The following is a 13,658-nucleotide window of genomic DNA, read 5'->3' as shown; positions in this document are numbered from 1 at the left end:
AAATGGGTCTCAAATAAGGAAGGGGCTTGCACTGTTGTGTAAGCCCCTTTTCCGTTAGTTGCGGTAAAATGCGTAGTTCTCTTTGGTAATAATGTCTATGGGCATGAAAGATACCTTCTCCACCGGCGCGCCGTGAACGGTATGCTGGTAGAGGGCCATAATGCCTTTGTAGCCCTGTTCCTGCGGTTTCTGGCAGATCAGGAAGTCTATTACGCCTTTTTTGAGGTAGGCGATGTTTTCCTTCAGGAAGTCGTACCCCACCAGCAGTATATCTTCACGGCCCGCGCTTTCCAGGTAATGCGCCACGTTAGACACGCGGGAATTGGTAACGAAGATGGCCTTTACCGTGCTGTTTTCCGCCAGCGCTTCCGCCACTTTCTTTTCCACGGCACGGTCATTGGTCTGGCGGATATCTATCTTGAGTATCTTTTTATCATTGTTGGAAAAATACGCCCTGAAACCTTCCTCTTTCCGCAGCAGGTGGTGATGGTTCTCTATTTCGTGAGATACGTTCACGATCAGTATCTTGTCTTTCGGCTGAATGCAGTACTTCATCAGGTGCGCGCTCAGGTAGCCGCTGCGGAACAGGTCCGGCCCGATGTAGCCCAGGCTTTCCTGGTTGGGGATGTCTGAGTTGATGAACACGTAAGGGATGTTCTTCTCTTTCAGGGAGCTGGTGAAGGTGATGGATTCCTCAATAAAGGAGGGTGCCAGCAAAATGCCGTCTACCTTGCTTTTGAGAATGGCCTTTGACTGTTTTACAAAAGAGGCCTTGCTGTTCATGTCAAAAAAATAGCGGTCTATCCTGATGCCGAACTGCCGGATCTCTTCTTCCGCCTGTTGAATACCTGCCAGCGGCGCTTCCCAGAAGTCTGTTTCTGCCGAAACAGCGGGTATCAGTATGGCAAAATTCAGGATCTTGCGGGAGGCCAGGCGCCTGGCCAGTATATTGGGCTGGTAGTTCAGCTCCTGTATAATGCGCTCTATCTTGAGTTTTGTTTTGGGAGAAACGCCTGACCGGTTGTGTATCACCCTGTCTACCGTGGCAATGGACACTTTGGCCCGCCTTGCAATTTCTTTCACACCGGCGTTGGGTTCCTGTTGATTCGCTTTCATAGCTGATTTTGGGTAAAGTTAATATATCCTTTCACGTTGTAGCGGCAAATGTACTGCACCAGTTGCCCTATCCAGGGTAGCTCCCCGGGGAGCAGGCCATTCTCCATTTCCTGCCCAAATATATTGCATAAAATCCTTCTGAAGTAGCACGCCGCCCGCGGATAGTCCCCGATGGAGCCAAAACCGCTGTCTTTTCCGAATATGGCCTGCATCGGGGATTATTGATTCGTGTACGTACCCGAAAATACACAAAAGTTTTATAAAGGTGGGAATAATTTGGCGCGATCAGTTGTTCAGATGCCGTACAAGAATGCTATTGCGGCCGGCATGTTCCTGCCGCAATAAGGCTGTTTGGCCTCGCGGCGGCGTTCAAAAAAGGGGGCTGTCTCAAAAGTAATTTTTACCTGATCTTATTCAGGTACCTGATGGAGAGATTTTTCGTTTACGCGATTCTCAAGCCCATCAAATTACTTTTGAGACAGCCCCTTTTCGTCTTCTTTCATCATTTTAGTTACAGCTTCCCGATAATGCCGCTCAGCGCTTTTGCCACCAGCTCATTGCCGGTTTTGTTGAGATGCACGCGGTCTGAGGTCAGGATGCCTTTTTCAGCGTTCTCCTTGTTATGCTCCAGGTCGTAATCCTGGAACAGCTTGCGCAGGTCGCAAAGCGGCAGGCCCGTGTCCTGGCTTATTTTGCGGATGCTGGCGCTGAATTTGTCCAGGTCTGCGTCCTGCTCGTTATCGCCGTTCTTTTTCTCGCCTATCACAGCAGGGGTGCAAAGCACTACTTTGGCGCCGTTGGCCTGTATCTTTTTAATGAGTGCCCGGTAAAAGCCTTCAAACTTGGGCAGGTCTGTGCCCGTACCGTGTGTGGCCTTGTGCCATACATCGTTTACGCCGATGTAGATCACTACAACGTCTGGCTTCTTTTCCAGCACGTCTTTTTCCATGCGGAGGTAAAGGTCGTACACCTTGTTGCCGCCAATGCCCGCGCCGATCAGGTCATAATCAGGCAGCATGGCCTTCATTTGCGTAATATAGCCATCGGGCCTTACACCAGCGGCGGTAATGGAATCTCCGAAGAAGATCACTTTTTTCTTTTGCGGGAGCGCGGCGGAAAGCAGCAGGAATGCACTGCAGATAAGCAGTAAACGTGGCATGTGTTTCATGTTTGTAAGCGTATAATTTCCTTAAAAATAGTGATAATGACAATATCCTGTATTCAATATTCAGATCCGGCGCCGCCGCCGCTGCTGGTGCCGCCGCCAAATTCAAACCGGTTGTCTGGCCGGGGCGCCTCCTTGAATGTTTGCGCAATTACCAGGGATTCCGCTATCTGCAGGCCTTTGAGGGTTTCCGCCTCATCCGTGGCCTCACTGCTGAACCCATGTTTCGGCACGGCCAGGTAACGGAGAAGACCATACGCCAACAGCATCATCACCACACCGCCCAGCACCATGGCCGTTTCCAGCGGCAGCACGGTGTGGTAATAACGGACCGTGAATACAACGGCGGCTACCAGCACCAGCCCGGTGCGTAAAAGGATCTTGTCTTTTTTCCGGATACCGGCGTAGAGGTATGCCAGCGGTATCAGTATGGTGAGCGCCCAGAACAGCCAGCCGGCCGGCATTTGGCCTGCCGCTTCGCCAAACAGCGCCCCGCGTGTTTCCCTCACCACATAATAGTTGCCGGCCGCGTACAGCATGGCCAGCGCGGCTACCTGCAGCAACTGCAGCGTGGGCGCATAATAGCGGGATGCCGTATACCTGCGCGCGCCCAGGTAAACGCCGAGAGACAGGAGCATCACGGCAAAGGGCAGCACATCCGGCGCTGCGTATACGAGCGTGTAATATACAACGCCAGTGAGGCCTGCAAAAGCGGCCAGCCCCATCAGCATGTTCAGGAACCGCAAGGCAAAGAACGTACCCAGCAGGAACACCAGCCCGTAAAACGGCGCCGCGCCCACAGCAAGGCCGCTTGTCAGCATGCACCCAGCCAGCGCCAGCCCGGCCGCGCTCCAGGCCAGCCCGTCGTCTACGCCGGAGCGGTAATGCTGCTTTTCGCGGATGAAGATCTCCAGCGCGGCGTAGGTAACCAGGCAAAAGAAGATGCAATACCCGCCCAGCGCTTCCTCGCTTTTAAGCCCGGCGGCAAAGAGCAATGCAAACAGGCCGAAGGAAAAAAGTACTACCAGCACCGTTAGCAGGAACAGGCCGATGCGGATGAACGGGTTGGGCGTGTACAACCGGCTGGGGTACTGTTGCATCATATGCTGGTACTCTTCTTTGGTGATGCATTCTTTTTTGAACGCGGTGCGTACTTCTTCCTGCAGCAGCGCATGGTCGAGGTCCTGTTTATGATAGATGATCATGTTGCTTCAGCTTTTTGTTGAGATTGACCAGCAGCCGCGCCACGGCTATACCGGAGGCAATGAAATAGATCAGCGTCAGGTAGAGCACGCCTTCTCCGCCCCGCATCACGTCAAGCCAGCGCACTACCACGTAACAGGCGCCGATGTAGGCGTACAGTACCGTGATAAGCAGAAAGTAAAATGACCGTGCCTGCATGGCCAGGTAATACATGCCCGCGCAGCACGCGGCCAGCAGCAGCAGCCAGGGCCAGTACGGCTCCAGCACGAACAGGGCCGCCAGGCAGGCAATGAACAGAATGTGCGCGCCGAAGTTGTGATAGGTGAAGGTGAAATGTTTTTTAAAATTGCGCGCCGTGCTGAGCACGCCGGCTACCATCAGCGCCACGCCTGCCAGCATGCCGGTATAGATCAGGGTATGGCTGCTGAAATCGTTTCCTGTGAGCACGTCAAAGGGCGTGATGGCAATGCCCGCCCATGCCGCAAAATTGGTGATGGCCAGGCTGAGCACGCCCAGGTGGTCAAAGTAATACGCGCAGAAGAACAGCACCAGCATGGGAATGAAAGTGGCGGAGCCGTAACACGTGCCGAATACATTGTACTGTGCCTGCAGGTAGGTGATGAAGGTCAGGAACAGCAGGCAGCCCAGCAATACGCTATAATCAGCAAAGGCGTTGTTGGGAGTGGCCTGCAGCCGCGAGAAAGGCGGCTTGTGCCGCAGGGAATAATAAAAGCAGCCGGCGCAAAGGGCGGCTATCAGCGCCAGTACGGCCTGGTGGCCAATGGTGTCTATATTTTCATAGATCAGGATACCGAGGCCGCCGCTCAGCAGCAACACGCCCAGGTACAGGATGGTCTTCAACTCCCAGTGAACGGAAAACAGCCGGTTGCCGGCAATGGCTTTCACCTTGCGGAGAGAAGCAGGGGAAAGCTGGCCTTTGGCCGCCAGCTCTTCAAACAGTTGTTCGTTCATGCCTGTTAATATTCGAGGGTACCGAATTTCCCTTCCTTATAATCGTTGATGGCCTGCTCTACTTCTTTCGGGGTGTTCATCACAAAATTGTCTTTGGCGGCTACCGGCTCGTTCAGCGGCTCGGCAGACAAAAAGAGGAGGCCCGCGTTCTCTGACGCGGTGATCTCTATTTCATCGTGCTCCTGCTCAAACACCACCAGCTGGTGCATGCGCACTTCTTCCCGGCCGTTTACGGCCACCGCGCCTTTATAAATGTACAGCAGCGCCTGGTAGCCGGGTTCCGCGCTGATGCGCACGGTTTTGCCCGCCTGCACGGTGCCTGTAATAGCGGTAATGGGGGTAAAGCTCTTCATGGGACTGGTTTTCCCTTCATACGTGCCGCTGGCCAGGCGCATCTGCACCCCTTCCTGCTGCAATACTTCCGGCAGCTGTTCTTTTTGCGCGTTCTGGTAGTAGGGATCGTCCCATTTATGCGCCTTGGGCACGTTCACCCATATCTGTATCATTTCCTGTATGCCGCCGCTGTCCAGCATCTTTTGGGTAGGCCCTTCGCTGTGCAGCAGGCCCTTGCCCGCAAACATCCACTGTATGCCGCCCGCCGCAATGTTGCCGGAGTGGCCCGCGCTGTCCATATGGTAGCCTTCTCCCTGTATCATGAAAGATACCGGGGAAAAACCCCGGTGAGGATGCGGGTGTATGCGCAGTTTGGAGCCCGCCGGTACCTGTTTGGGCGGCAGGTGGTGTATTACAATAAAAGGATTGGCAAAGCGGAAATCTTTGTGAGGAAGGGGCTGTATGACCGTCTCATCTTCCGTGATCTTTTTCTCGCGCCCCGTCAGTATATGAGCAATGGATTTTTTCATATAATTAATGGTTTGTAAAACAAATGGTTAACGAATTTAAAACATTGGCCCGCCTAAAAAAAATAATATCTTTAAGACCGCTTTGTACTTTAATATAGATGAAACTGGATATCTTTTCGCTGGTGGTGCTGCTGGGCGCCCTGCAGGCCCTGTTCTTCGGTATTTTCCTATTGTTCGCGCCATCCAATAACAGGCAGCAGAACAGGATGCTGGCTTTTTTCATTCTCATTCTCAGCTATAACGGTTTTGAGACCCTTAACTGGAGCTCCGGGCTGTACCGGTACCTCTTTGTTTTCGACATGTTCCCCTTTGTGCTGATCTTCGGATTGGGCCCCAGTTTTTACCTGTACTTCCGGTCGTTCAGGGCGGGGCCGCCCGCTCGCAGGGCCTGGCGGCATTTCCTGCCCGTACTGGCCGGCGCGGCCTTCCGCATCGGATTGTTTGTGTTACGGGTATGCCAGGTCAATAAAAAACCGGTGCCGGTAGACCCCGAATGGCTGGACGGCTGGTATGGCGCCCTTGCGGAGCCGCTCAGCGTATTGCTTTTCACCGTTTACCTGTTCCTCGCCTTCCGGGAATACCGTGGCCTGATGCCGGCCAATATCCGGAACGGCGCCTGGGTGGAGGAAGAGGCGGATATCATCATGCGCTGGCTGAAAACCCTGTTGGTGGTGATGGCGCTGTTCAGCGCCCTTTGGGCGGGTACCCTGCTGTATGCGTATGTTTTTGGTGTTGGCGGCGGCCCGCAGTATTATATGATAGAGGTTTGTTTGGTGATGTTCATTTACTGGGTGGGCTTTGCCGGTTACCACCGTACCCGGGTCATTTATATTGCCCAGCAAAAGAAGACCCAGACCTTTTATGACCAGTTGCCGCCCGCGGAGGTGGAAGCCTGCGTGACCGCCCTGGAGAAAGCCATGGCGGAACAGCGCCTGTACCTTGACCCGGAGCTGACCACTAATGCCCTGGCCGCGCACATCGGCGTACCGGCCAAAATGCTCTCCGCTGTGCTGAACCAGCGTTTGCAGAAAGGGTTTAACGAATACGTGAACACCTGGCGGGTGGAAGCCGTGAAAGAACGGATCAAAGACCCCGCCAGCAACCACCTCACACTCACCGGGATGGCCTTTGAATGCGGCTTTAATTCCCAGCCCACCTTTCAGCGCGCCTTTAAGGCCATCACCGGCCAAACACCGCGGGAATATCAGGCTGTTCATCTGCAAAACCGGCCGTGACAAGGCTCAAATCCGGATTTGAATAGGTGGCGGAGGCGCTTTTTCATTGATTTGCAGCATAAAAACGCGAACCCATGTCAAGACGCTTATGCCTGCTGCTGATCTGCTGCCTTCCGCTTGCCGCCGCCGCCCAGCAACCTGATTACACTGGTTCCTACCAGTTGAACGCTGACCTTCTCCGGCTTTTTGTTGTTTCATATAAGGGAGACTCCCTGCAATTTACTGATCAGGGGCGGGGCGCCGCCAACATGTTGCTGCAGCCAGACGGCCGCTACCAGGTGGAAGGAGTAAAACCGAAAGCCCTGGTCGAATTTGTGGCGGACCCTTCCGGCCATGTCAACAAAATGATCATTGAGCAGAACGGCCGGTTTGAATGTTTCAGGATCAGCCATTCCACAGACGTACCCAAAGCCAAACGCGCCCCCAACCGCCAGAACGGTTTTACCCGGGCAGACACGTTGAGGGGCATGCTGCTGCCCGCCCGCAGTTGTTATGACGTAAAGTATTATCACCTGGACGTGGCCATTGACCCGGACGCGCAGACGGTAAGCGGCAGCACGCTGATGCGCTACACCGCCGTGCGGCCCTTCCGCGAGCTGCAGGTAGACCTGTATGAGAACATGCCGGTAGACAGTATCGTGTACCGCGGCCGCCACCTGCCGTACCGCCGCGAGTTTGACGCGGTGCTGGTGCAGTTCCCGGCAATGGTGCCCGCGGGCGCTATGGAAGAGCTGCGGGTATATTATCATGGCAAACCGCAGCAACCTGACCCGAATGTTTCCATGAACGGGGGCTTTCTCTGGCGGCGGGACAATAACGGCCGCCTCTTTGCCCAGGTAGTTTGCCAGGGCTCCGGCGCCAGCCTGTGGTGGCCCGATAAAGACCATTTGTCAGACGAACCGGACAGCATGCTCATCAGCGTTACCATGCCCGAAGGGCTGCAGAATATTTCCAACGGCCGCCTGCGCAGCCGCATCACCCTGCCGGATAAACGGGTAAGAACGGAATGGGCGGTGACCTATCCCATCAATAACTACAATGTTACCGTCAACATCGGGGACTACCGGGAAATAACCGACCGCTACGTACGCAACGGGGATACGCTCACCATGAACATATATCACCTGCCCTACAGCGAGGAAAGGGCCCGCTTCCTGCTGGCCAAAGCGAAAGACATGCTGCGGCAGTTTGAACGCCTTTTTGGCCCGTATCCCTTTCCGGCAGACGGGTTCCGCCTCATAGAAACGCCGTACCCCATGGAGCACCAGGGCATAGTGGCCCTGGGGAGTTTTGGCGGGGATACCTCCGCGCTCAAGGAGCTGCTGTGGCACGAGGTGGCGCATGAATGGTGGGGCAACAATGTAAGCTGCCGGGACATGGCTGATTTCTGGCTGCACGAAAGTTTTGCCACTTACGCTACCATGCTCATGATAGCGTACGAAAAAGGGGAGAAGGCGGCGCTGCAGCGGCTGGCAAAAGAAGGAGGCGTTAACAGGGAGCCCATCACCGGCGTGCGCAACGTTAACCACATCCACTATGAAGTGTGGGATGCTTACGCCAAAGGCTGCCGCATGCTGCATATGCTCCGCATCATGGTCAATAACGATTCCCTGTTTTTTGCCACCCTGCGCGGCATACAGGAAAAGTTTGCCCTGCAGACCGTAACGGCAGACCAGGTAACGGACTATATAATGGAAAGCACAGGCCTTCCGCTGCAACCCTTTTTTGAACAATACCTGCACCGGGCCGCTTTGCCGGAGCTGCAGCTGCAATTTGAGAAACAGCGCGGAGGGCTGCGGGTGAACTACCGCTGGCATGGCGCCGTGAAGGGCTTCAGTATGCCGGTAAGGGTAACAACCGGCAGAAACAGCTATGATGTTATACGGCCAAGGGAAGAATGGCAGCACATCACCCTGGAAGGCATGACGGAAAAGGACTTCAAGGTAGACAGGGAGAACTTTTATATAGAGAGCAAAACGGTTACCGGCGCCGTTTACAAGGCGTCTTCCTGATTTTAGTGCCCCCATGCAATAAAAACGGCATTTCAGGGCATAATGCTTGTAGTACACAGGTGAAAAAACAGTCATACCATGGGAGTTTTTCATATTTCAATAGCAGGCAGCAACGTGAAGGTGGAGCAGGAGTCAGAGAACAGCTTCATAGTGGAACTGCCCGGTGGTACGCTCTTTCTCATCCGCAAGCAGGACAATGAAGGGGCCAGCCACTGGTTTGAGGAAGGCGCAGACAATGAAACGGGCTTTACAAAAGAGCTGGGTATTGCCATTGAGAACGAACTTTGACAATTACCCAGAGTATGTAAGAACTTCCACACCCGCGTGCTGCTATTTTTATTATTTTGTGCGTCATTTAACCCGATGACATGCAGCGCCTGATCATTTTATTTTTATGCTGCCGGGCACTGGCCGCTGGCGCCCAGCACTGTAACATACCCGGCAATACCGTTATTTATAACTACCGCCAGCAGCAGTGGACGTTCACAGATTCCGCAGACGCCCTTGTTACCTCATTGCCCGCCTCCACGTTCAAGGTGGTCAACCTCCTGATTGCCCTGGAAACAGGCGTTATCAAAGACGAAATGGAGGTGGTGAAATGGCCCGGCCATACAGATACAACGCTGTACGGTTACCGGCCTTCCATTTATAAGGACATGACGGTGAAAGAAGCGTTTGAAGTATCCGCCGGCTGGGTATTCATGGAGCTGTCCAAAAAGATTGGGAAGGAGCGCTACCGGCATTACCTCACGGCCTGCCGCTACGGCAATGGCGATCTCAGCCGCAATGACCCTGACTTCTGGAACTATGGCCCTTTTGAGGTCTCGCCGCGCAACCAGGTGGAGTTCCTGGTAAAGGTGTACGAAGAAAAGCTGCCCTTTTCCAAACGCAGCTTCGAGATACTGAAGCGCGTCATGATCACTGAAAGCAAGGACGATCATGTTATCCGCTCCAAAACCGGCTGGACGCGCGTATACGGTAACGACTACGGCTGGTGGGTAGGTTACCTGGAAAAGAAAGACAATGTTTATTTTTTTGCCACCCGGCTGGTAAAAGACCGCAAGGTAATTAACCCGGATTTTTCAAAATGCAGGAGACTGATCACTATACAAAAGCTGAAGGAGCTGAAAGCGATGTAAACTCGCTCCGGCCTTTATTGACCACCTACGCCTATAACATCACCGGCTCCCTGGAAGATGCGCGTGACATGGTGCAGGATGCCTACCTGCGTTTCATGCAGGCGGCGGCGCCGGTAGACAACCCGCGGGCCTACCTGGTGCGCACCGTTATCAACCTCTCCATCAACCGCCAGCAGCAGCGCAAAAGAACGGAATACCCCGGCCAATGGCTGCCGGAGCCGGTGGTTACCCACCAGCCGGATACCGCGCTGCTCCGCAACGACGTGCTTCACTTCTCGCTACTGGTACTGCTGGAAAAACTGAACGCCCGGGAGCGCGCCGTGTTCATTCTCCGGGAGGCCTTTCATTACGGGCACGCTGAAATAGCCGCCGCGCTGGATATTTCAGCCGCCGGCTCCCGGCAGTTGCTGAGCCGCGCCCGCAACAAGCTGCAGGCGCCGCCGGTTGCCGCGCCCCCGCGGCCCCACAAAGATTTCCTGGACAAATACCTGCGGGTGATCAGGCAGGGAGATACCGCGCGCCTGGAAAAGCTGCTGAACGAAGACATCACCGCTATTTCAGACGGCGGCGGCAAAGTGGCCGCCGCGCAAAAACCGGTATATGGCATCCGGGACGTATCTGCCATGCTGCTGGGCATGTTCGGCAAATTCTACCTGGGCGCTGAAGTACAGGCCGGGAGCGTGAACCACCAGCCCGCACTGTTCTATTACCTGCAGGGAAAGCTGATGAACTGCCAGGTGTTCCTGCTGAAAAACGGTGGCGTCAGCGGCGTGTATTTTGTGCGCAACCCGGACAAGCTGCGGGCGCTGGAGAAAAAAGCATGATCCTGTCACACATAACCCCATTGGTTTGTCTTTATACAAAACATATAACAGATGAACACAAGGATCACCACAGCAGATTTGCCCGCCGGCCTGATAGACGCCATGCGCCACGTACAAAAGTATATAGATGATGCGGGCATGGACCGGCGCCTCCTGGAACTGATGCGCACGCGCGTATCGCAGATCAACGGATGCGCCTATTGCCTGGACATGCACCATAAGGAGGCGCTGCATGAAGGGGAAACGGTACAGCGCCTCATATCCGTACCCGCCTGGCGCGAAGCGCCTTACTACAGTCCCAAAGAACGGGCCGTGCTGGCTTTTGCGGAAAGGCTCACCTTTGTATCAGAAGAAAAACACGCGGAAGACCTGCATGAAGAACTGCTGGAGCACTTTTCCAAACCCGAAATTGCCCTGCTGAGCCTGGCCGTATCCCAGATCAATTCCTGGAACAGGCTGATGTGCTCCTTTGGCACACCGGCCGGCAATTACAAGGTAGGGCAGCACAAGTAACCCGGCAATTACAGGGTAGGGCGGCACAAGTAACGCGCAAACCCGCAAGGCAGCGTTTTGTAATGAACAGCGGGCTTCCGGCAAAGAGGCGCTTGCCGTGCGTTTGCGCGGGGGCCACAACTGTCCGTTTCCGGACACCGGCGTTCGCATGTGAACAGGCGGGCGCCGGTGTATGCTCCTGCCAGCAGCCACCATGGCTGGTTGAAGGATATGGCAGCTTTATTGCGGCTTGTTCCCCGCGCTTAAACCACCGTGCCATGTTCAAACACAACCTGCTCATCATTTTCAGGAATTTCAGGCGTTCCAGGAACTCGTTCTTCATCAACCTGGTGGGCCTTTCCACGGGCCTTGCCTGCGTGGTGCTCATTTACCTCTGGGTGAACAGTGAGCTGCAGGTAGACCGGTTCCACCAGGACGGGGACCGGCTGTACCAGGTAATGGAGCATATGCAGCACGCCCATAGCATTGAAACAGCGAGGGCCACTCCTGAACCGCTGGCCAAAGCCCTGAAAGCGGAAATACCGGAGGTGGAGCTGGCGGCGTCTGCCACAGACCCGGCATGGTACGAAAAGTTTACCATCACTACCGGTGACCGCTCCCTGAAAGCAATAGGGCAATTTGTGTCTGAAGATTATTTTTCCATCTTTTCCTACCCGGTGCTGCAGGGAAAATGGTCTGGCCGGAATGACGTGATGATCTCCGCCTCTCTGGCCCGCCGCCTCTTCCATACCACAGAAAACGCCATAGGCCGGCCCTTTGCCTGGCAGCTCGGGGAGTTCAAAGGCGTGGCGGGCGTGGCGGGCGTGTTTGAAGATGTGCCGGCCAGTTCTTCCATGCAGTTCGACTTTGCGCTGTCTGCCGGTATTATCAGGGAGCTGCTGCCGCAAAGCATGCATTGGGGCAATTACAACGCGCTCACGTACGTAAAACTCCGCAAGGGCGCCAACGCCGCGCAGGTCAGCAAAAAGATCGCGGGCTTCGTCAAAACAAAGCACCCCGGTTCCAACATCACCCTGTTCCTCAAACCTTATGCCGAGAGGTATCTCTATGGTACTTACGAGAACGGCCAGCTCACCGGCGGCCGCATTGCCTATGTCAGGCTTTTTTCTATTGTGGCCGTATTCATTCTGCTCATTGCCTGCATCAATTTTATGAACCTCTCCACGGCCAAGGCATCCCGGCGGCTGAAGGAAGTGGGCATCAAAAAAGCGCTGGGCGTTACCCGCCGCGCGCTCATTGCGCAGCATATGGGAGAAGCGCTGCTGATGGCGTTCATTTCGCTGCTGGTGGCCCTATTGCTGGTAGTGGCGCTGATGCCGCCGTTTAACCGTATCACCGGCAAGGAGCTGCACCTGGCGCTGAACGGCCCCATTGTTGCGGCGCTGCTGGCCATCACGATCGTAACCGGCCTGGTGGCGGGCAGCTACCCCGCGCTGTACCTTTCCCGGTTCAACCCGCTGGCCATTCTGAAAGGCCGGCTGCATACCAGCTTCGGGGAATTATGGACGCGCCGGGGCCTGGTAGTGTTCCAGTTCACGCTGTCTGTTATGCTCATGGTGGCCGTTATGGTAGTGTACAAACAGATCGACTACGTGCAAACGCAGCAACTGGGGTACGACCGCGGCAACACCCTTTATTTTCAGCGGGACGGGCGCCTGGCGGATAACCTGGAAAGTTTTATGGCGGAGGTGAGGAACATACCCGGCGTAACCGCCGTGTCTGGCATGGACGATATTGTGGTGGGCACCCATAGCTTTACGGAAGGCCTTCACTGGCCAGGCCGCAAGCCTGACGAGATCATCAAGTTCGAGAATGTGACCGTAGGCCTCGGCGCCATGGAGTTGCTGGGTTTGCAGATGGCGGAAGGGCGCATGTTCTCGAAAGACTTTCCTACAGACAGCAACGCCCTCATCCTGAACGAGGCCGGCGTAAAGGTAATGGGCCTCCGCCACCCCGTTGGCAAAACGGTGAACCTCTGGGGGCAGGACAGGCAGGTGATCGGCGTGGTAAAAGATTATCATTTCGAATCTTTTCACAAGGCGGTGGCGCCCCTGTTCCTCAAAATATCCAACCGGGGCGTTACCAACATACTGGTAAAAATAGCGCCCGGTAAAGAAAGGGAAACAGTGGCCCGCCTGGAGCAGTTTTACACCCGCTACAACCCCGGTTATACCTTTGAGTACAAGTTTCTTGATGCCGCGTACAATGCGTTGTACGATGCGGAAAAAAGAGTGTCTATACTGTCCGGCTACTTTGCCGGGCTGGCCATCCTTATTTCCTGCCTGGGGCTGGTAGGGCTGGCCGCCTTTACAGCGGAGCGGCGATGGAAGGAGATAGGCATCCGCAAGGTGCTGGGCGCCTCCGCTGCCAATATTGTGGCGCTGCTTTCCGGAGACTTTGTTAAACTGGTGCTGGCCGCCATCGTAATAGCCTGCCCCATTGCCTGGTACGCCATGCATGCCTGGCTCAACGGGTTTGCCTACCGCATACAGCTGCAGTGGTGGATGTTTGCCGTGGCCGCGCTGGCCGCTATCTGCATTGCCCTGCTGTCTGTAAGCCTGCAGGCCGTGAAGGCGGCGGTGATGGACCCGGCTAAAAGCCTGCGTTCGGAATGAT

13 protein-coding genes are annotated in these 13,658 nt (G+C 55.1%); 7 read left to right on the top strand and 6 right to left on the bottom strand.

The window, feature by feature from the left end; genetic code table 11:
- Positions 1 to 54 precede the first annotated feature (54 nt).
- The 6 genes from D3A97_RS23615 to D3A97_RS23590 form a co-directional block, all read right to left on the bottom strand.
- On the bottom strand, positions 55 to 1,116 hold the full coding sequence (locus D3A97_RS23615; protein ID WP_119081043.1) for a LacI family DNA-binding transcriptional regulator: 1,062 nt from the start codon (positions 1,114 to 1,116) through the stop codon (positions 55 to 57).
- A complete protein-coding gene (locus D3A97_RS23610; RefSeq protein ID WP_119081042.1) occupies positions 1,113 to 1,328 on the bottom strand; it encodes a glucuronate isomerase in 216 nt (71 codons plus the stop codon). Before D3A97_RS23610 ends, D3A97_RS23615 begins: the two co-directional genes overlap by 4 nt.
- 299 nt (positions 1,329 to 1,627) lie before the next feature.
- Positions 1,628 to 2,275: an SGNH/GDSL hydrolase family protein gene (locus D3A97_RS23605; protein WP_198674156.1), complete on the bottom strand. Its 648-nt coding sequence runs from the start codon at positions 2,273 to 2,275 to the stop codon at positions 1,628 to 1,630.
- 62 nt (positions 2,276 to 2,337) lie between these two features.
- The gene (locus tag D3A97_RS23600) at positions 2,338 to 3,486 is read right to left on the bottom strand and encodes a hypothetical protein (RefSeq protein WP_119081040.1); all 1,149 of its coding nucleotides are present in this window, start codon (positions 3,484 to 3,486) and stop codon (positions 2,338 to 2,340) included.
- The gene (locus tag D3A97_RS23595; RefSeq protein WP_119081039.1) at positions 3,470 to 4,456 is read right to left on the bottom strand and encodes a DUF2157 domain-containing protein; all 987 of its coding nucleotides are present in this window, start codon (positions 4,454 to 4,456) and stop codon (positions 3,470 to 3,472) included. Before D3A97_RS23595 ends, D3A97_RS23600 begins: the two co-directional genes overlap by 17 nt.
- Before the next feature lie 5 nt (positions 4,457 to 4,461).
- Entirely contained in the window at positions 4,462 to 5,319 is an 858-nt protein-coding gene (locus D3A97_RS23590) for a pirin family protein (protein WP_119081038.1), read from the bottom strand.
- A gap of 98 nt (positions 5,320 to 5,417) precedes the next feature.
- Here D3A97_RS23590 and D3A97_RS23585 point away from each other — a divergent pair, with 98 nt between their 5' ends.
- The 7 genes from D3A97_RS23585 to D3A97_RS23555 all read left to right on the top strand — a co-directional run bounded on the left by D3A97_RS23585 (position 5,418) and on the right by D3A97_RS23555 (position 13,657).
- Complete coding sequence (locus tag D3A97_RS23585) at positions 5,418 to 6,554, top strand: helix-turn-helix transcriptional regulator (protein ID WP_119081037.1); 1,137 nt, start codon at positions 5,418 to 5,420, stop codon at positions 6,552 to 6,554.
- 74 nt (positions 6,555 to 6,628) lie between these two features.
- Entirely contained in the window at positions 6,629 to 8,566 is a 1,938-nt protein-coding gene (locus tag D3A97_RS23580; RefSeq protein ID WP_119081036.1) for a M1 family metallopeptidase, read from the top strand.
- Between the two features lie 78 nt (positions 8,567 to 8,644).
- Positions 8,645 to 8,854, top strand: coding sequence for a hypothetical protein (locus D3A97_RS23575; RefSeq protein ID WP_119081035.1), 210 nt, complete (start codon positions 8,645 to 8,647; stop codon positions 8,852 to 8,854).
- 80 nt (positions 8,855 to 8,934) lie between these two features.
- On the top strand, positions 8,935 to 9,705 hold the full coding sequence (locus D3A97_RS23570; protein WP_119081034.1) for a penicillin-binding transpeptidase domain-containing protein: 771 nt from the start codon (positions 8,935 to 8,937) through the stop codon (positions 9,703 to 9,705).
- A complete protein-coding gene (locus tag D3A97_RS23565; RefSeq protein ID WP_119081033.1) occupies positions 9,654 to 10,529 on the top strand; it encodes a sigma-70 family RNA polymerase sigma factor in 876 nt (291 codons plus the stop codon). Before D3A97_RS23570 ends, D3A97_RS23565 begins: the two co-directional genes overlap by 52 nt.
- A gap of 51 nt (positions 10,530 to 10,580) precedes the next feature.
- Complete coding sequence (locus D3A97_RS23560; protein ID WP_119081032.1) at positions 10,581 to 11,042, top strand: carboxymuconolactone decarboxylase family protein; 462 nt, start codon at positions 10,581 to 10,583, stop codon at positions 11,040 to 11,042.
- A 257-nt stretch (positions 11,043 to 11,299) separates the two neighbouring features.
- Positions 11,300 to 13,657, top strand: a complete 2,358-nt coding sequence (locus D3A97_RS23555; protein ID WP_119081031.1) for an ABC transporter permease — start codon at positions 11,300 to 11,302, stop codon at positions 13,655 to 13,657.
- The last annotated feature ends 1 nt before the right edge of the window (position 13,658 follow it).

Source organism: Chitinophaga alhagiae (assembly GCF_003568665.1).
GTDB classification, from domain to species: Bacteria; Bacteroidota; Bacteroidia; order Chitinophagales; family Chitinophagaceae; genus Chitinophaga; species Chitinophaga alhagiae.
The sequence above is the reverse complement of the archived record's forward strand: the minus strand, read 5'-3'. Positions and strand labels throughout refer to the sequence as shown.